A 17,873-nucleotide genomic window follows, 5' to 3' on the forward strand; every position below is an offset into this window, starting at 1 on the left:
TACGACGGGAACGAGTAGCCGCGGGTAATGACCGACACCGACGCCGACGCGGGCTGGTTCGCGGCCCGCGCCGCCGACGAGGCGGCCGGACGCGACGCGGCCGCCGCTCGCGACCGGATCGCGAACGGGGAAACCGAGCGGCCGCGCGACTGGCCGGCGCTCGCCGTCGAGTCCGGGTTCGCCGACTCGACCGACGACTACTACGACCGGCTCCACGAGGCGACCGTGGCGGCCACCCGCGCGACCGTCCGCGAGCGCGAGCGCGCCGACGACCGGCAGCTGATCCACGCCGTGCGGGCGATGGACGACTGCGAGCGCACCGCCAACGAACTGGCCGAGCGGGCCGCCGAGTGGGCGGGGAGCCTGTTCGACGACGCCGAGCCGGGGATCGCGGGCGCCCGCGCCGTCGCGGCCCGCGAGCCCGACGGCGAGTCGGAGCGCCGGGCCGTGTCGCTGGCGGAGCGGGTCGTCGAGCTCGCCGCCGAGCGGGACGCGCTCGCGGAGACGATCGACCGGATCGCCCCCGCGGTCGCGCCGAACCTCGCCGAGATGGCCGGGCCGGAGCTCGCGGCGCGGCTGATCGCGCTCGCCGGCGGGCTGGAGTCGCTCGCGAAGAAACCGTCGGGCACCGTGCAGGTGCTCGGCGCTGAGGACGCCCTGTTCGCGCACCTCTCCGGGCGCGCGCCGTCGCCGAAACACGGGGTCATCTACACCCACGACTACGTCCGGAACACCCGCCCCGAAGACCGAGGGTCGGCCGCGCGGGCGCTCGCCGGGAAGCTGACGCTGGCCGCCCGCGTCGACCACTACGCCGGTGAGCGCCGGGAGACGCTCCACGACGAGCTCCGCGAGCGGATGGCGACGATCCGGGCGCGGGCGGAGGGCGCGACTGACGACGACGCCGACGCGGAGGTGGACGCGTGAGCGACCCCGACCTGCCGGACGGCGTCGAGCGCCGGGAGATCGCCGGCGAGACGCGGCTGGCGACGCGGGGGTCGCCCGTGTACGGCGAGCCGACCGCCGACGGCTGGCGAGCGTGGGACCCCGAGCGGTCGAAGCTCGGCGGCATGTTCGATCTCGGGCTCGACACCGGCCTTTCCGGTGGCGAGACGGTGCTGTACCTCGGCGCCGCGAGCGGGACGACCGTCAGCCACGTCGCCGACTTCGCGGGACCGACCTACGCGGTGGAGTTCGCCCCGCGGCCCGCGAGGGACCTCGTCGAGGCCGCGGAGCCGCGCGATCGGCTGTTCCCGCTGTTGAAAGACGCCCGAAAGCCGGAGACGTACGCGCACGTGGTCGAGGCCGACGTCGACGCGGTCGTCCAGGACGTGGCGACGCGGGGGCAGGCGACCGTCGCGGCGCGGAACGCGCGGTTCCTCGCGGCGGACGGTCGGCTGCTGCTCGCCGTGAAGGCGCGCAGCGAGGACGCCACGGCGGCGCCGAGCGACGTGTTCGACGCCGCGCTCGACGAGCTCCGCGAGACCTACGAGATCCTGGAAACGCGGCGGCTCGACCGGTTCCACGAGGACCACCTCGGCGTCGTGGCGACGCCGCGGTGACGAAGCGATGACGACGACCCGACGCGGGTCCGCCTACCACGTCGGCGGCGAGAAGCCGGCGTCCTTTAAAATCGACTTCCAACGCTTCTGGACGGAGAGCCGGGAGACGTCCATCGCGTCGGCGACGGCGGACTGCGAGCGCTCCTGTCCGCGGATCAGCGCTGCGGCGTAGAGGCTCGCGGCGGCGGTGACGCGCTTCCCGCGGTCGTCGTCGGGCGCCCGCGACAGGAAGAGATCCGTCGCCGTCGAGAGCGCCTCCTCGTCGAGGTCGAGCGTCGCGCAGGCGTCGTCGAGCCGGTCGATCCACGCCGCGTTGTCGACGCGATCGCTCGCTCGATACATACCTGCTCGTTCGGCGTTCCGGTATAAAAAGCCCCCGCGGCGGGTCGCTCTCAGAGAGCCGGTCTCGGGCGCGGAGGCCGTCGCCCTGAAGTCCGCGCCGTCCGTACGCCTGCTATGTCCATGCAAGCGTGGGACGAGACGAGGGTGCGCGAGCTCCACGACGAGCTGGTGTCGCTGTACGAGCCGGTGGATCGCGTCGCCGAGCACGGCGCCGACCCGACCGCCAAGCCCGGCGAGGGCGTGCGCCAGCTGGTGACGACGATCCTCTCGCAGAACGTCGCCGACGCGAACACGAGCCGCGCGGCCGAGGCGCTGTTCGACCGCTACGCCGACTTCGCGGCGCTCGAGGCGGCCGACCACGACGAGCTGGCAGAGACGATCCGCGTGGCGGGGCTCGCCGATCAGAAGGCCGCCCGGATCCAGCGCGCGCTCGCCGCGATCCGCGAGGAGACCGGCGGCGCCTACTCGCTGGCGTTCCTCGACGCGATGGCGACCGCCGACGCGAAGGACTGGCTCACGGCGATCAAGGGCGTCGGCCCGAAGACCGCCAGCGTGGTCCTGAACTTCCACTTCGGGAAGCCGACGATGGCGGTCGACACGCACGTCGAGCGCGTCTCGAAGCGCTTCGGGCTCGTCCCCGAGTCGGCCTCGAACCAGGCCGCCCACGTCGCCCTCGACGAGATCGTGCCCGACGAGCTCATCTACCCGCTCCACGTGCTGCTGATCCGCCACGGCCGGACCCACTGTTCGGCGCGCAACGCCGACTGCGACAACCCGGTCTGCGAGCGCTACTGCGACTGCGCGTTCTGCGCCTGAGGCGAGCGCCTATACTCGTCCGCCCGATAGGGTCGGGTAACCATGCACGCGCAGATCGGTGCGGTCATGAGCGCGATTCGGTGGATCGACCGTCTCGCCGCCGAGTTCGTCGCCGCGATCCGAACGCCGTTCCTGACCGAGATGATGACGTCGATAACTGGCCTCGGCTCCGTCACGGCCGGCGTCGTGATCGTCGGCCTGTTCTACCTCGCCGGCTGGCGCGAGGAGTTCGTCAAGAGCGTCGTCGCGCTCTCGCTGCTGGGCGTCGTCGTCTGGGCGCTGATGACGCTCGTCGAGCGTCCCTTCCCCCCGAACCCGGTCTGCGTGACCGAGGGCGACGCCGGGACCACGAGCTCGTTTCCCTCCGGACACTCGGCCGCCGTCACGGCCTACGCGGGGATCGCGTGGGGCTCCGAGGAGCTCCCGTTCGCCGTCGCCGTCGGCTTCGCCGGCCTGATCTCGTTCTCGCGGATTTACCTCGGGACGCACTACCTCTCGGACACGCTGTTCGGCATCGGGCTCGGGGTGGCGGCGGTGCTGTTCGCGGAGTGGTTCCTCGACCGAGTCGGTGAGGAGGCGGTGCTCGACCGCTTGCCGTTCGAGCCGAACTTCTGAGGGTCGCCTGAGGGACCGACGTCGGCGGGGCGGTAGCGACAACTATTTTTGAGCGACTCGGGTACGATACGCCGCGCGCGGGTTGCCGAGCCAGGCCAAAGGCGTAGCGCTTAGGACGCTATCCCGTAGGGGTCCGCCGGTTCAAATCCGGTCCCGCGCATACGCGGCGAACAGTTCGTGAGCCGCGAATGGGTGCTGAGGATTCGAAGCAGGGAACGGAGCATCGCGGAGTGACCGAGGTTCAAATCCGGTCCCGCGCACTGAGCGAAGGAGCGAAGCGACTGAGCGAGGGAGCAGGAGCCGATTTGAGCCCGGCGAGAAAGGCGCAGCGAACGAAGTGAGCGAGCATTTCTCGTCTCGGTTCGAATCCGGTCCCGCGCATGCTTCTCCGAGCAGTCTCGCGAGGAGAAGCGTCGTCATGAGGATTCGAATCCTACCAGACGCGCGCAGCGGAGCGAGCACGTCTGGTTTCGGTTCGAATCCGGTCCCGCGCATGCTTCTCCGAGCATATCTCCGCTCAATTAAATACGGCTTCGCGCACGATCATCTGCTCGTCTGATCACCACACGCTCCCGCGATACTCGAGTTGCAGGTGATCGACCGTCTCCGGCGGGATGCCCATCTCTTCGAACATCTGGCGGAAGACGGCGCGAACGTCTTCCTCCTCGAACGTCCGGGTCGCGCGCGTCTGCGCGTCAACCTCAACGCCGCCGTGGTAATCGAGGTGGACGCGGTAGGTGTACCCGTCCGCTTCGTGCGTGACGGTCGCCCGCGGCAGGACGAACTCGATACTGCCGAGTCGTTCCTCGCCCGCGTAGTACTCGCGTTCGTGCCAGCCGGACCCGGGCGAGGAGGTCGCGTTGACCGCTGTCGCGCGGGTCGTCAACTCGTCGTACGTGGCCCTGAACGCGACCGGTTCGTCGACCTGCAGCTCCGGGGTTCCCGCACCGGGTTCGCTGGGGTCGCCGGTGCGAACGTCTTCTTTCAGCTCCTCGATGTAGGCCTCCGCGGTCGCCTCGTCCATCTCGAACAGCAGCGTGAACCGGTCGACGAGCCACTCGTCGGGCGGGAGGTCGTCGACGGTGAACTCCCCGCGCGCGTCGTCCGCGAACAGCGTCACGACGGTCGTTCCCTCGTCGGCGTAGAACGTCGCCCACAGTCGCTTCGTCTCCGAGTGGTCGAACGTGACCCTGAACGCCTCGTACTCCGGTCCGAGTTCGGCGTCGAGCTCGTCGATACCCTCCGGGTGGAACCCGCTCGACCCGACGCGCTCGACCGTGTATCCGGCGTCCTCCGCCCGATCGAGGGCGTCCTCGTAGTCGAGTTCCGACACGGTGACGCCGTCCGACGAGTACGACGCCACGTCGAAAGCGATCAGCACGCCGGCGAAGACCGCGTACGCGACGAGGACGGCGACGACGACCGCCCCGAGACCGACAGCGACCCAGTACACGCGTTTCATGCCGAGGCAGACGCGTGCCGTCCTCCTATAGCCGTAGGACGCTTCTCAGTCGCCGAGTGAGCGGCCGTCCGCGTTCGCGACCTGTCGCCGTGGACTCCTCCGGTCCGCGATCGAGACATCACCGATGCTCGCGAGGAGCGGAACACCGGTCTCCGCGTCCGTGAGAGTCGAGAACTCGGCGGCTCGCTTCGAGCGACAGCATCGAAACCGAGCGATGCGGTCAAACCCGAGCGCCGCGATCGAAATCCGGCCGCGTCGCCAACGCGAAGCTCCAACGCGGAGCGGTCGTCGATACGAAAAGAGGCGATCAGCGGCCGACGGCGCCGACGATGAACGCCGTCAGTGGGACCGCGACGAGCAGGTGATACAGGACCAGCACGCCCTGCCCGGTCGACGTGACCCCCATCGCGGGCGCGACGACGAAGACGGGGACGAGCATGATGACGAAGACCGCCGTCGCGATCGCGACGAAGTTCCGTACCGGGCGGGCGCTGAATCTGTCGACGGCGGCGTAGGTGAGCGCGGCGCCCGTCCCGGCAGCGATCGTCGACCCGACCAACGCCGCGGGCGCGAACGGCGACATCGCGCCGGTCACGCCGACCGCGATTTCGGCCGCGTCGACGATCGCCTGCGTGGTGAGCAGGGCGAGAACCGCGACGAAGACGCCGAGGGCCGTACGGCGAGCGAGGGTGCCGCCCGCGCGCGGGAGCGAAACCCGAGGAGTTGCTTGTGCCATTCCTACCATAGGACAGCTGACAACAAAAACGTGCCGTACGGTATCGACCCGCGTCAACGAGGACGCTGGATGACGCCGGGAGAGCGGAGGGCGACGTCGGAGTGGTGACTACGCGCGATCCCGAGGCCGAGACGACCGCGCTCGCCGCTACTCGCGGGGCTTCGAGAGGTTCTCCACGTCGCCGCCGCACTCCGGACACGACGAGAGACCGTCGTCGGTGCAAAAGCGGTCGAGACAGTCCCGACATTCGTATTGGTCCCCTGACGGACAGGGGGCCGGAGCCGTGTTTCTTGTCATCACGTATCAATGGCGCCGCTTCAGCATAAGGCGTCGGTTCCGGCGTCGGGGGCAGGCGATCCGTCGTCGCGTCCCGTTGACAGATGCGTCAGCGCGACGGCCGGTCGTCGCCGAACGACGGCTCGGTCCGCGGGTGAACTCCTACGATTCACTCGGAATGGCGACGGGCTCGAACCGCTGGAGGCCGAAATACGTGTTCAGGACGGCACCGAACCCGACGGCGGCGACGACGAGCTGTGCGATTCCCCCGAGGAACGGAACGGCCCCGAGGACCTCGAAGGCGAGCAGGAACCCGGCGACCCCCGCGAGCGTCGCGACGCCGTCGCGCTCGATCGGAAGACGCGTTCCGATGAGATACCCGAACACGGCCTGACCGTAGAGGACGATCAGGAACTGGCCGAGGAGCCCGACGACCGCCACCGGGAGCAGGATGAGGGTGAACGCCATGTAGACGAAGAGGACGACCAGAGTCGTCGCACCGAGCACCCCGACGACGCCGCTGACGAGCGCGTGCTCGGCGATGGCCGCGCCCACGTTCTCGACGACGCGGGGGTGTCGCTCGACGAGCCGCCATCCGAACCCGCCGAGGACGATCAGCTGCAGGAGGAACCCGCCGACCCGCTGTGCGGGCGAGCTCGAGGGGGCGGGTGCCTCGAACTGCGAGAGGCGCCCGACCGACGCGTCGGGGCTGACCGCGGCGGCGCCCGAATACGTCTGGACGGTCCCGGTGACGGTCGCACCGTCACCGACAGAGAGGTTCCCGTTAAGTAGCGTCACGTCGCCGTCGACCGTCCCGTCGACGACTGCGGTGCCACCGATCACGTAGACGTCGCCGTCGACGGTCGTGGCTCCGGGAACGGTGGCGGTCCCGCCGGCGACGACGTGGACGTCGGCGACCGAGTCGACGTCGGTGTCCCCCTCGAACGACACGGACATCTCCCGGACGTCGTCGCCGCCGGCGGAGATCATCAGCAGGACGACGAGGAGCAGCGGGATGGCCTCCGTCGGACTCATGCGCTCGCACCTCCGTGACCGCGAGCGAGTTCGACCACCCGTTTGGCGTACAGGCCCACGGCGAGCCCGAATAAGAGGAGCAGGGAGAGCGCCTGGACCACGTTCAGGTGCGAGAGAAGCGTGAGTTCGACCGCTTGGAAGTACAGGGCGAGCGCGGTGCTCGAGAACGTGGCGAGCCACCCGGCCACGCCGATACCGATGGCGGCGTGAGTGCCGACGGTCTGGGGCGTCGAGAGGTCGGGCCAGAGCGCGAAGTTCAGCGTCGTGTAGAAGCTCACGGCGACGGCGTACAGCGCGGGATTGAGGGGAGACGTCCCGTCGCCGGCAATCGACGGGAACACCGCGGCGAACCGCAGGTCAGAGGTGTACATGACGTGCGTCAGGGCGAACAGCGCGAACGTCCAGAGGAACACGCGCGAGAGCGAGTAGTTCGCGTAGATGACGCCGGCCATCACCGCGCCGACGACGTGTGCGACGGCGATGAACAGCCGCGTCGAGACCTCCGGGGACTGCCAGGAGGTCAGCAGGAGCGAGGGCGTGTCGATGATCCGGAGGAATCCGAGGCTGTCGACGAAGAACACGCCGAACATCAGCACGACCGGGACGGCGAACGCGAGACTCCGCGCCTGAACTGGATTCCCGTGACAGAATCGCCCGGTTCCGTATGTCTCGTGTTGCGCGCCGAGGGCGTCGAGGACCGTATCGAGGCGATCGAAGCCGGCGAACGACAGCACCGCGAGCACGAGGATACCCGGCGCCATCGCGGCGACCATCAGCCGGCTGAAGACGTCGACCGACCAGGTGAGCGGAATCGCGTTCGCCAGGAAGTACGCGACCGCCGTGATCGCCGCCGCGACGTACCCTCGGTCCGGCACCGGGATCAGGTCGATCGCGAGAGAGAACGAGACCGGAAATCCGACTCCGAGCCCGAGCGACGCGAGGACGACCCACGCGCCGAACGCGGGAACGGTCCGGATCATCGGGGCGACGACCGTGAGCGCGAACTGGAGGCAGACCACGCCGAACAGGAGCCGGAGCTTCGTCCGGAGGTCCGTGCTCCAGCCGCGGCGGTCCATCGTCACGCCGGTCGCGACCGCAACGACGAGCGTCACGATCGCGAGCGCCCCCATCCACAGCGAGACGACGGTCTCCGACATTTCGACGAGACGCGTCCCGAGGTCGATGAGCCCCAACTGGACGAACGTGATGTTGTAGTAGTAGCCGGCGACCATCAGCGCGACGAACAGGACGTACCCGGCCACCACTACCCACTCACGCTCCCGAACGTGTGTGATGAGTTTCATCTGAGCCGCCTCTGCCGGTCGTGTACGCCGATAGACAATAAATACGGTGTCGCTGTCCTGGATCGCTCGGTCGCCACGGCCCTCGATCGGCGGCGGCGGCCTCCAAGGTACCCGTCTCCCCGCCGGCGCCTCGGAGTTCTGGCGGCCGACCGAGTCCGGCCGACGCCGCGCGACCCGACTCCTCACCGACGGGAACTCGACCCTCGACGGAGTCTCAGCGGAGTAACGCCCCGAACGTATCCGGATCCGGTCCGTCGGTGTCCCTCAGGCGATTCCGCCGAGCAGTCAGGTGATCCAACTCAGCCGTATCCAGACCGCGAAGCCGACGCCGAAGACGATGTGGTACGCGAACAGTTCGGCCACGTAGGAGCGGTCGGAGGGGCGCGAGAGGGCCTTCCGCCACGCGAGGAACGCGCCGACGAACAGGACCGCGCTCCGGGCGACCGCGACCCCGAGAGCAACGTCGAAGCTGGGCGGAACGCTCAGGACTCGCAGCACGTACAGTTCGATCACGACGAGGCCGACGCCGGCGACTCCGCCGTACAGGAACCAGGCGACCAAGACCGTTCGGGGAGACGACGACCCGCGACCGCCGACGGCCAGCCCCCCCCAGAAGCCCATTGAGCAGCGTCGTCATCGCGATTTGCCGGCGAGAGTGTGCTCGGTTTCGTCGATCCGGCGCTCCCCGGTATCTCCGGCGACCGCCTCGCGAGCCGAGACCGCCCCGCCCACAGTGAGGGCCCGGACCGAGTCGCCGGCGGACGCCCCGTCGAGTGACCGTGGCATACGAGCGACACCAGGCGACTGAGAGGGATAGTTAGACGGACGGCGACCGCGATCCGCGTCGACCGCGAGCGGGTATCGTCGGGTGATCGCGGAGAGTTTCGGACACGCGCGTAGCGCGTTGCTCGCGCTCGTGCCGCACGAAACGTGTCACTGCTCGGGGACTCGCGTCTCAGCGCCGGCGCGCGGGCGGGTCGGAGCGTCTCCGGGAGGGATCGCTCGGACGAACCTGACCGTGAGAGCGAGTCCGGTGAGGCTCAAGACCGCGAACAGCGCGATCTGGGGGAGCGGGACCGGTTGGCCGCTCCGGAGCATGACGGCGATCATGGCGAGGACCGCGAGGCCAAGGGTGGTGCCCTTCACGAGGAGGACGCCGGTGAAGACGTACCCCCACGCTCGCCGCCTCCGGAGGAGGGCCGCCGAGAGCGCGAACGCCGGGACGACGACGCCGAGGTCCAGCGACTGGATGACCGGCACGGGAAGCGTCGTCTCGGCGATGCTCGCGGGTCTCGCGCCGGCGAGGCTCGCCGGCCCGACGTCGGCGAGCCACAGCAGCGCCACGAGGCCTGCGACGAGCGCCTGGAAGGCGACGTACCCCCGGACCGGATGCCCGTCGAGCGCGGCCTGCAGCTCTCTCGGTTCGACGCGGGCGACGCCGCCGACGAGCGTGAACAGCGTCAGCCCGAACAGCGTGACGTAGACGAGGTAGAGCTCGTTGAACGACGTGAGCAACGCGTACGAGGCGTACGTGTAGAGGAAGTAGCCGGTGACGCCGAGCCAGACGACGTACATGCGGAGCGACCCGCGACGCGCGTACACGAGCGCGACGGCGAGCGCGGGAACGGCGACGACGAGCGTCAGCAGGTCCTGCCCGTACAGTTGCGGGATGAGGACCGCCGCGTCCCGGTAGAACCCCGGGACGAACAGCCCGACACCGGCCGCGACGACCGCGAGCAGGAGGGTGAGCGTCGAGGCCGCCACGTACGGACGCGTGAGACGATATGAGGAGTGCGAGCCCGTCATGTCGTCGGGTCGTCGCCGGCGTCCGGGACGACGCCGAGGCGCCCCTCGACGAACGCGGCCACGTCGGCCGCGAACGCGTCGACGGCGTCCCAGTCGGTGAACTCGACGTCGCCGCCCGGGTCACGCTCGTCAGTGAGCAGGTCCTTGCCGATCCGTTTCATCATGAGGCGTTTGAGGAACCCGTACTCGGAGAACCGGAGCGCGCCGCCGAACTGGCCGATCCGGTCCGGGTGCCACCCGGTCTCCGTGAGGAACGACTCGACGTACTCCGCCGCCTCGGCGCGTTTCTCCTCGCTCGCCGAGGAGAGCGACACCTGAAAGAACGCGGTCGGCAGCCCCGAGAGAGCGTCTCGATTCGCGGCGACGAACTCGCGCACCTCCGACTGATGTTCGCCGACGTGGATCGAGGCGCCCACGACGACGGCGTCGTACTCGTCGAGCGCGAACGAGTCCGGTCTGTCGCGCACGTCGATCGCGCTCGTCTCGTGGCCGCGCTCGCCGATGGCGGTCGCGATCCGCGCCGCGATCTTCGCCGTCTGTCCCTCGCCCGTTCCGTAGAGTATCAGAAAGGAACTCACGTGTGGTCACACCTCAACGCGGGCATTCATCGCGCCGGCAGATAAAATGTCGTCAGAACGACGGGAGCTGTCGGCAGTGCGCGCGGAGGCGATCGCTGACGAAGCCACGCGCGCATGGGGTCAGTCACGGGCCACCGACTCGATGGCGTCCTCTCGATCCGCCGGCGGAAGGCCGGCGTCTCGGGGGGTGGGCGGGTCACGATTCGCGAGGCGGTCGCCGCCGTAGACGACGATCAGGATGATTGCGACCAACACGAGCGGAACAGCGCCGGTGACTTCGGCCAGCAGGTTCAGCCACGGGTCCGGCACGCCGCCGGGGACGAGCGCAGCCCGATCGGCGGGGTGGTAGATCCCCATCGTGTTGATGCCGGCGTGGAACACCGCGACGGCGAGGACGCTGCCGCCGGTGCTGTTGTACATCCACGTCCAGAGGACGGACCCGGCGAAGATGGAGACCATCCAGAGGAGCTGCTGGGAGCGCGCCCACCCGGCGTGGGTGGTCGTGGCGTTCAGAAACAGCGGCAGGTGCCACGTGGCCCAAGTGACGCCGACGACGGCGCTCGACGCCAGCGCGCCGTACGAGTCCTGCAGGACGGGCAGCGTAAGCTAACCCACCTCTAAAGAGGTGGGCTTTCAGCATGGACTCCCGCTCTGGCCGACTTCTCGGTAGGAGGTTCAAACTCTCCATTCGCGTTCAACGTCCCGCTGTTCAAGCGCACGCCTACGGGTACGCCTCCGCCGTCCCCAGTTTGGTTCCGACGGAGATACCGCAAACCAATGTTCTTCGCTGCATTGTAGTCCGCATGGTTCCCGTATCCACACTTCACACACTCGAACGCTTCCCCCTCCCGATTATTCGGATGCGTAAACCCGCACTCAGAACACCGCTGACTCGTATTCTCGGGAGATACCTGCTCAACTGAAATCCCATGGATTTCAGCTTTGTATTCGACATACTCGTACACTCGGTTGAACGCCCACTTGTGCCCCCACGACGCACCAGTTCGCTCACGGATGTCTGTTAAGTCTTCAAACGCAATCACCACACACCCATTCTTCCGAGCTTCTTCAACCAATTCATTGCTGATGCGGTGCAGCATCTGCTTGAATCGACCTTCCTCTTGCCGCCCAACCGATTGCATGTTCTCGTGCGCCCATCGAGACCCGTTCACTTGGAGATCCCCACGGCGCTTCTCGTATTCCCCACGCCAGTGATCGAATTCGTTCCCAGTCCAAAACGTTCCGGTTGAGCTAACAGCGAGTTGATTCACGCCGAGGTCAACCCCGAGAACCGTTCCGTTCTCTGGTGTTGCCTGATCCAACGTGTCAGTCTCCACGTCCGTCTTACAGCGGACGTGAAGTTGCCACTCGCCGTGCTTTCGGTGGAGCTCGGCACCTGTCACTTCGTAGTCCTCTGAAAAGAGGTACTGTTCGTGAGGCGTCCCACCGAGACTGTCTGGAAGGACATACTCACACTCGACTCGCCCATCGATTGTAGCAAGACTCACACAATCGTCGTGAAAGGTAGCCGAGCGATGGTCGTACACCACGTGTGGACTGGTAAAGTGTGGTTTGGATGCTTTCTTACCCTGCTGCCAACGTTTAACGACACCTTTGCACGCATCCGCAGCTTTGTTTCGTGCTGCTTGAACGTGGTTTGCGTGAAGTTCTGTTTCGGATCGCACGTCATCATACGTCTCATCATTGAGCGTCGTTTTGCTGGTGGTAACGTATTCACCATCGAACGCGTGATCTGTGACGTATTGTGCTGCCCAGAGGAACGCATCGACAGTATCGTGGAGAAGTGCAGAATCGTGACTATCCACGTCGAGCGTGACAGGGACAGTCCGTCGCACTTCCATATCTCATGTGTATCAGCGGTAATTCATAAACGCTGGGGAATTGAGTTGCTGTCGTCCGCGGATTTCATCCAATAATGTCGGCTTCCTCCCACCCCTAAAGGAGTGGGTTTCCGCCTTATTCTGCTATGAAGCCGCGCCACCCGAGGTCCTCTTGCCCGCCGCCCCACACGGTCCCCCACGCGATCGCGAACAGGTAGATGAACGGCGATTCGAATCCGGAGAGGTCGAGCGGGCCACCGGCGGCGGCGAACAGGAGGACGCCGACCGCGAGGATAACGGCGGGAAGGCCCAGTGCAAGCGCCCACCACTTCGCACCGATCCGCCACTTGAACATCTGGCCGACCCACGTGCGGAGGCTGCCGCCGGAGGCCCAGACGACGACCGCCGCTCCGACCGGGGGACCGAACCCGCCGAAGCCGATCAGGATCGAGTGGGTCCACGACGCCTCCATCCCGGAATACGCGAGCGCGCCCTGCACGGTCCAGGTGAAGGCGTACGCGATCGCGACGAAGCTCACGAGGCGATGTCGGTCGATCCACGCGCGGATGCTGTCACTCATTAGTAACGTCTGTGAGAGAGCTTCGATTTAAAAATGACTGCCGCGGGATGCACGGGGCCGCGGGCGAGGGGCCCGGCTACTGCGCCGTCCAGCCGCCGTCGACCGGGATGTTGGCGCCGGTGACGTAAGACGCCTCCTCGGAGGCCAGGAACATCGCCACGCCGGCGATCTCGTCGGGCTGGGCCACTCGCCCCATCGGCGTGTGTCCGTGGACGTACTCGTAGAACTCGTCGGACTCGAAGCTCGGATCCGTCATCGGCGTCTCGACGAACCCCGGGCAGATGCCGTTGACGCGGACGTTTCGGTGCGCGTAATCGACCGCGACCGACCGAGTGAAGTTCACGATACCGCCTTTCGCCGCGGCGTAGGCGGTCGCACCGGGCGCCCCCACGAGCCCGTAGATGGAGGCGATGTTGATCACACACCCCTCGGACGCCAGCAGGTGCGGCATCGACGCTCTCGTCCCGTGCATCACGCCGTTCAGGTTGATCCGCATCACGTCGTGCCAGTCGTCTAGGTCCATGTCGGTGACGCTCCCCGTTCGGCCGATACCGGCGTTGTTGATCATCGCGTCCACTCGACCGTGCTTCTCGACGGTCGCCTCGACGAGCGCCTCCACCTGCGCGTAGTCGGACACGTCACACTGCACGAACTCGCAGTCCAGTTCCGTGGCCGTCTCGCGACCGGTGTCCGCCGATCGGTTCGCGATCACGACCGTCGCGCCGTGCTCCTCGTACTTCGCTGCGGTCGCTTTGCCGATGCCGGTCGAGCCGCCGGTGACGATGGCTACCGTATCGTCGAGCATGTCCCCCTCGTCTCTCGGTGTCGTGTTAATTGTTATCTATGTTCGCGCAGGCGAGCTACCAGATCGACGGGGAGTACTCGAAGGTCAGCTCGTCGACGGACGCGGGGGGAAGCCCGATATCCTCGAACAGCTCTCGAAAGACGTTTCGATACTCCTCTTCGGGGATCTCTTCGCCGACGGGAAGGTCGACCCGTGCGTACAGCCCGCCGAGGCGGTCCAGTTTGAGCGTGTACGTCCGATCCCCGTCTCGTCGTCGTATCTCCGCGCTCTGGACGATGAAGTAGACGGTCGCGAACCGTCGGTCGTCGCGGAACGAGGTCTCCGTGTACCAGCCGTCGCCGCCCGTCGGTGACCCGCTGGCTTCGGTTCGTTCCGCGAGGGCCCGTTCGTAGACGGCCGCGAAGTCGACGGCGGCGGACACGGCCACGCTCGGAATGTCGGTGCCCTCCGCCGCCTGCTCGCGGAGGTCGGCCGCGTGCTCGCGAGCGTCGGCCTCCGAGACGTCGAACGTCAGCGTGAGCCGGTCCACGAGCCACGCCTCCGGCGGGAGCGATTCGATCGGGAACTCCTCTGCGACGGTCGCCTCGTCGAAGAGGGAAAGGGAGGGCGTCTCGCCCGTCACGCCGACCTCGACGAAGACGCGGTCGGTGTGGAACAGCGAGAAGCCGAGCACGCGGTATTCGGGGCCGAACCGCGTCTCGAGGTCGTCGAGCCCGTCGGGAGCGATCCCGCGCGGCTCTCTCGAGTTCACGTAAAACGGTTCCTCGACCGCGTACCCGGCCTCGCGAGCGGCGGCCAGCGCGTCGTCGTACTCGACGTCGACCTAGAGGCTGTCCGACCAGTAGGACGCCTCGTCGGCGTTGAGCGTCGGACAGCCGGCCAACGACGCGGTCACCGCGGTTCCGGCGAGGGCCACCGCCGACCGTCGCGTACGTCCCGCCCGTCGAGCCGGATCCGGTTGCCGAACCATGCTCGCACAAAAAGTCAGATACCCTATAAATACTGCCCCGAAGGGCGGTCGAACACCCGAAACCGCTCCCGGGCTACGGTCGCTCCGGCCGAGTCGGCTCGTACACGTGTATCCACCCGTCGCTCTCGACGTTGACGAGGTAGTCGGCGTAGCGGAACTCGACGGTTCCCGTCGCCTCACCGGAGGCTGCGGTCGTCCCCGAGCCGAACAACGCCTGTTCGATTCCGGTCGCGTCGACCGCGTCGTACAACGTCGGGGAGGTCATCTCGGTCGGCGCGACGCCCTCGGCGTCGGCGAGAGCGAACACGATCGCCGTCGTGAGGCCGCCGTCTCGGTCGGGTTCGTACCGTTGTTGGACGACGTGGTGCCACCGGGAGTCTCGGTCGACAGTCCGGTCCGCGCCACCGTTCGGTCCGCTCTTGTCACTCTTCGGCATCGGTCTCACCGCCTGCGTGTGCGTCGTCACGGCCGTCGAGACCGGCTCCGATCCCGATCAGCGCGGCCAGCACCTCGTCCGCGTTCTCAGCCGCCGTAATCGTCCCGTTCTCCTCGTCGAAGTCGACGACTCCGGTATCGACCAGCGTGGGGACGTGAGTGTGATAGAGGGAGGTATACACCCGATCGCGTTGGCACTGGGTGACCGCCTCTTCGGGGATATCGCTCTCCCACGCGACGATTTCCGTCGCCAGTTCGGTCAACGACCGCCGTGTGTCTTCGAGAAGCGAGTAACAGAGGTATCGACGTCGAGCGTGAGCCAACGCCCCGTAGACGTACTCTACCTCGAGTATTTCCGGTGGGAGAGCGCGGCTCGCTGTCTCCCGGAAGGACACCGCGAGGTCGGCGGCGTCTTCTCCCGTCGATTCGTCGGACATTATGCCTCTCGGGAGGCTGCCAGAGTATTAAAATCTCTCCGTCAAAAGCCAAATACGGAACCCACACGCCGACTGCGGTGCGGTTAGTTGTCTTCCTGGGCCCTTCGGTAGACGATCGGCGTATTCTGAGCGCCACGGAACGCGGTTCACTGAGGACGCCGAGACGTCGCGAGCGGTCGCCCGGACTCCCTCCCTCTCCCGGTTGCGCGGCCGGGGACAACGACTACGTTGCTCGCTCCTGAACCGAGTGGCATGCGCCGTCTTTCCGAGCGGTGGCGGGAATGAGTGTTCCGTCTTCGGCCCCGGAACGACCGGTCGCGCACGTCTACGACGCGGCGTACGCGGGGGTCCCGAACTGGGACATCGGTCGGCCACAACAGGCGTTCGTCCGGCTGCTCGACGCCGGACTCGTCCGGAGCCCCGTCTTGGACGTCGGATGCGGGACCGGAGAGCTGTCGCTGTTTCTGGCCCGGCACGGCCACGACGTGCTCGGGATCGACCTCTCGATGACGGCGATCCGGCAGGCCAAGGAGAAAGCCCGGTGGCGGCGTGTCGCCGCCGACTTCCTCGTCTGGGACGCGCTCAATGTGTCGCGGTTCAGGGAGGCGAACCTCTCGTTCCGAACGATCGTGGACTCGGCGATGCTGCATATCCTGGGTGACCGTGAACGCGATCGGTTCGTCGACGGGCTGGGTGACGTCCTCGCCAGCGGCGGGCTCTACTGCGTGCTCGGAGACGCCCGTCGCACCGAACGCGAGATATACGGGATAACGCCCGGGGAAATCCGAGACCGCTTCCGCAGGGCGGACGGCTGGGAGGTGCTCTTCGCCCTCCCGACGGTGTTCGAACGTCGGTGGAGCAGTAACAGGGCGTACTTCATCGGGGTGCAGCGGCTGTGAACGCGGCCGGTACGCGTCTCCCTCACCCGGGTGTTCGGTGTCGCGCCATTGTCCCCCCGAACCGGGACCCCACACCGGGACCGTTCCCTGTCCGCTGGGGCGCCTGCGGATTCGACGGCGCGGCTGGACGTCGCGTTTCGCCGGTGTCCCCGTTCGAGTCCGTCGTTGCGAGACGCGACCATGTTCCCACCAAACGGCCACAGAGCGACGATACGGGCGTATCGACTCAGGCTCGATCCGGACGGCCTCCTCGCAGCCCGTGACGTTCGCGCACCGTCTGCGAGACGGTCACTTGACGGCCGATTATCACGAGACGCCTACATGTTCGTCCGCCTCGTAGGGGCACTCGGAGAGGACCCATGACAACGAACCAGCCGACAGACACAGTACAACAGGGAGTCGACCTCGAGCGGTTCCACGAGTTCATCGAGCACGCGACGGCGAACCCCGACGAGGTTCAGATGGAGCTCGGCGCCCGCGCTCCCTATGAGGGGCGACTCTTTCACAGCCTAGCGAGCGTCGACGAATTCACGCTCGGCGGAGAGGATATCAAGCGTGACACCCGCGAGTACACGCTGCCGCTGGGCGCGTGGAAGGAGGTGGAGGAGGCGGCCGGCTTCATCGATCCGACCGACCGTATGGAGCCGATCGAAGTGGCGCTCGCGGCACTCGCCGGCTGTCTGAACGTCGCTGTCGGCGTCACCGCACTCGCCAACGAGATCGAGTTGGACGACCTCGAAACGACCGTCCGAGTGGACTTCGACCCCCGGGTGATACTGATGATCCACGACCTGGACCACGCGGAGGAGTCCTTCGACGATATCCGCGTCGAAATCGAGGTGGCCGGCGAGAACCTCACCGACGACGACGCCGACATCCTGGCCGCCGGCGCGAAGCGCTCGCCCGTGTGGGGGCTGATGCGCTTCGCCCACGACATGGAGCCCGTCGTCGACGTCGGACGAAGGGCCGAGCCGGCTCGCCGATAGCCCGGTCAACGCGACCGGCCACGGACACTTTTGGGCCCTTCAAACGCGTGCCGTCACAGACGGAGCGACGCCGTCGAGGACCCGCGGGAGTCGCGAAGCGTCCCTCGAGTGCGGGACACGCGATCGCGGTCGATCCGCGCGAGATCCGGGCCCTGGAGTCGTTAAGCGGTGCATACTCTCAAGGAGCGTTCGCGCTCGCACCAAATTTTCGACCTTGATATTTATGCCAATAAGTACATAAGGTGGGTAGGATAATCACTGCTTAACCAGCAACCGATCGGAGCGGGCGGGCCGTTTCGTCGGTGGACCGCTGGGTTCAAACTATGAAACCAAGCAACCTGTTCAACGCAGACGACCGGGCCGTGAGTCCCGTTATCGGAGTCATACTCAT

The 17,873-nt window shown here is 67.1% G+C and carries 24 protein-coding genes and 1 tRNA gene; 8 read left to right on the plus strand and 17 right to left on the minus strand.

What is annotated here, in order from left to right; genetic code table 11:
* Window positions 1-27: 27 nt before the first annotated feature.
* Window positions 28-924, plus strand: a complete 897-nt coding sequence (locus R6U01_RS05145; RefSeq protein ID WP_410285387.1) for an NOP5/NOP56 family protein — start codon at window positions 28-30, stop codon at window positions 922-924.
* On the plus strand, window positions 921-1,559 hold the full coding sequence (locus R6U01_RS05150) for a fibrillarin-like rRNA/tRNA 2'-O-methyltransferase (RefSeq protein WP_410285388.1): 639 nt from the start codon (window positions 921-923) through the stop codon (window positions 1,557-1,559). The genes R6U01_RS05145 and R6U01_RS05150 overlap by 4 nt, the downstream gene beginning before the upstream one ends.
* A gap of 33 nt (window positions 1,560-1,592) precedes the next feature.
* Here the strand turns inward: R6U01_RS05150 and R6U01_RS05155 are convergent, their stop codons facing one another.
* The gene (locus R6U01_RS05155; RefSeq protein WP_410285389.1) at window positions 1,593-1,901 is read right to left on the minus strand and encodes a transcription initiation factor IIB family protein; all 309 of its coding nucleotides are present in this window, start codon (window positions 1,899-1,901) and stop codon (window positions 1,593-1,595) included.
* A gap of 114 nt (window positions 1,902-2,015) precedes the next feature.
* On the opposite strand from R6U01_RS05155, the gene nth reads away from it, so the two are divergent.
* The 3 genes from nth to R6U01_RS05170 all read left to right on the plus strand — a co-directional run bounded on the left by nth (window position 2,016) and on the right by R6U01_RS05170 (window position 3,492).
* The gene (gene nth, locus R6U01_RS05160; RefSeq protein WP_410285390.1) at window positions 2,016-2,717 is read left to right on the plus strand and encodes an endonuclease III domain-containing protein; all 702 of its coding nucleotides are present in this window, start codon (window positions 2,016-2,018) and stop codon (window positions 2,715-2,717) included.
* Between the two features lie 42 nt (window positions 2,718-2,759).
* The gene (locus R6U01_RS05165; RefSeq protein WP_410285391.1) at window positions 2,760-3,332 is read left to right on the plus strand and encodes a phosphatase PAP2 family protein; all 573 of its coding nucleotides are present in this window, start codon (window positions 2,760-2,762) and stop codon (window positions 3,330-3,332) included.
* Between the two features lie 75 nt (window positions 3,333-3,407).
* A tRNA-Leu gene (locus R6U01_RS05170) sits at window positions 3,408-3,492 on the plus strand.
* A 399-nt stretch (window positions 3,493-3,891) separates the two neighbouring features.
* Here R6U01_RS05170 and R6U01_RS05175 read toward each other — a convergent pair.
* The 16 genes from R6U01_RS05175 to R6U01_RS05250 form a co-directional block, all read right to left on the minus strand.
* Complete coding sequence (locus R6U01_RS05175) at window positions 3,892-4,794, minus strand: hypothetical protein (RefSeq protein ID WP_410285392.1); 903 nt, start codon at window positions 4,792-4,794, stop codon at window positions 3,892-3,894.
* Window positions 4,795-5,101: 307 nt separating this feature from the next.
* Window positions 5,102-5,530 (minus strand): DUF6069 family protein, encoded by a 429-nt coding sequence (locus R6U01_RS05180; protein WP_410285393.1) that lies wholly within the window; start codon window positions 5,528-5,530, stop codon window positions 5,102-5,104.
* A 147-nt stretch (window positions 5,531-5,677) separates the two neighbouring features.
* A complete protein-coding gene (locus R6U01_RS05185) occupies window positions 5,678-5,827 on the minus strand; it encodes a rubrerythrin-like domain-containing protein (protein WP_410285394.1) in 150 nt (49 codons plus the stop codon).
* Window positions 5,828-5,968: 141 nt separating this feature from the next.
* On the minus strand, window positions 5,969-6,841 hold the full coding sequence (locus tag R6U01_RS05190) for a polymer-forming cytoskeletal protein (RefSeq protein WP_410285395.1): 873 nt from the start codon (window positions 6,839-6,841) through the stop codon (window positions 5,969-5,971).
* Complete coding sequence (locus R6U01_RS05195; RefSeq protein ID WP_410285396.1) at window positions 6,838-8,331, minus strand: MFS transporter; 1,494 nt, start codon at window positions 8,329-8,331, stop codon at window positions 6,838-6,840. The genes R6U01_RS05190 and R6U01_RS05195 overlap by 4 nt, the downstream gene beginning before the upstream one ends.
* Window positions 8,332-8,430: 99 nt before the next feature.
* A complete protein-coding gene (locus R6U01_RS05200) occupies window positions 8,431-8,766 on the minus strand; it encodes a hypothetical protein (protein ID WP_410285397.1) in 336 nt (111 codons plus the stop codon).
* A 312-nt stretch (window positions 8,767-9,078) separates the two neighbouring features.
* A complete protein-coding gene (locus R6U01_RS05205; RefSeq protein WP_410285398.1) occupies window positions 9,079-9,951 on the minus strand; it encodes a hypothetical protein in 873 nt (290 codons plus the stop codon).
* Complete coding sequence (locus tag R6U01_RS05210) at window positions 9,948-10,529, minus strand: flavodoxin domain-containing protein (protein WP_410285399.1); 582 nt, start codon at window positions 10,527-10,529, stop codon at window positions 9,948-9,950. Before R6U01_RS05210 ends, R6U01_RS05205 begins: the two co-directional genes overlap by 4 nt.
* Before the next feature lie 120 nt (window positions 10,530-10,649).
* The gene (locus tag R6U01_RS05215) at window positions 10,650-11,129 is read right to left on the minus strand and encodes a type II CAAX prenyl endopeptidase Rce1 family protein (RefSeq protein ID WP_410285409.1); all 480 of its coding nucleotides are present in this window, start codon (window positions 11,127-11,129) and stop codon (window positions 10,650-10,652) included.
* A 17-nt stretch (window positions 11,130-11,146) separates the two neighbouring features.
* Entirely contained in the window at window positions 11,147-12,391 is a 1,245-nt protein-coding gene (locus R6U01_RS05220) for an RNA-guided endonuclease InsQ/TnpB family protein (RefSeq protein WP_410285400.1), read from the minus strand.
* Window positions 12,392-12,506: 115 nt separating this feature from the next.
* A complete protein-coding gene (locus R6U01_RS05225) occupies window positions 12,507-12,950 on the minus strand; it encodes a hypothetical protein (RefSeq protein WP_410285401.1) in 444 nt (147 codons plus the stop codon).
* A gap of 76 nt (window positions 12,951-13,026) precedes the next feature.
* Complete coding sequence (locus R6U01_RS05230) at window positions 13,027-13,755, minus strand: SDR family NAD(P)-dependent oxidoreductase (RefSeq protein ID WP_410285402.1); 729 nt, start codon at window positions 13,753-13,755, stop codon at window positions 13,027-13,029.
* A gap of 55 nt (window positions 13,756-13,810) precedes the next feature.
* Window positions 13,811-14,506, minus strand: coding sequence for a hypothetical protein (locus R6U01_RS05235; RefSeq protein ID WP_410285403.1), 696 nt, complete (start codon window positions 14,504-14,506; stop codon window positions 13,811-13,813).
* A gap of 72 nt (window positions 14,507-14,578) precedes the next feature.
* Entirely contained in the window at window positions 14,579-14,725 is a 147-nt protein-coding gene (locus R6U01_RS05240) for a hypothetical protein (RefSeq protein WP_410285404.1), read from the minus strand.
* A 73-nt stretch (window positions 14,726-14,798) separates the two neighbouring features.
* A complete protein-coding gene (locus tag R6U01_RS05245) occupies window positions 14,799-15,161 on the minus strand; it encodes a HalOD1 output domain-containing protein (protein ID WP_410285405.1) in 363 nt (120 codons plus the stop codon).
* Window positions 15,148-15,597 (minus strand): hypothetical protein, encoded by a 450-nt coding sequence (locus R6U01_RS05250; protein ID WP_410285406.1) that lies wholly within the window; start codon window positions 15,595-15,597, stop codon window positions 15,148-15,150. The genes R6U01_RS05245 and R6U01_RS05250 overlap by 14 nt, the downstream gene beginning before the upstream one ends.
* Window positions 15,598-15,878: 281 nt before the next feature.
* Between R6U01_RS05250 and R6U01_RS05255 the strand changes: the two genes are divergently transcribed.
* From R6U01_RS05255 to R6U01_RS05265, 3 genes are all read left to right on the plus strand, one after another.
* Window positions 15,879-16,496 carry a class I SAM-dependent methyltransferase gene (locus R6U01_RS05255; protein WP_410285407.1) on the plus strand — a complete coding sequence of 206 codons (618 nt, stop codon included), beginning with the start codon at window positions 15,879-15,881 and terminating at the stop codon, window positions 16,494-16,496.
* A 359-nt stretch (window positions 16,497-16,855) separates the two neighbouring features.
* Window positions 16,856-17,482 carry an OsmC family protein gene (locus R6U01_RS05260; protein WP_410285408.1) on the plus strand — a complete coding sequence of 209 codons (627 nt, stop codon included), beginning with the start codon at window positions 16,856-16,858 and terminating at the stop codon, window positions 17,480-17,482.
* Between the two features lie 323 nt (window positions 17,483-17,805).
* Window positions 17,806-17,873, plus strand: a 68-nt coding sequence (locus tag R6U01_RS05265) for an archaellin/type IV pilin N-terminal domain-containing protein (protein ID WP_410285410.1), incomplete at its 3' end; no start/stop codon positions are given.

It is taken from the genome of Halorubrum sp. (assembly GCF_046498025.1).
Classification (GTDB): Archaea; Halobacteriota; Halobacteria; order Halobacteriales; family Haloferacaceae; genus Halorubrum.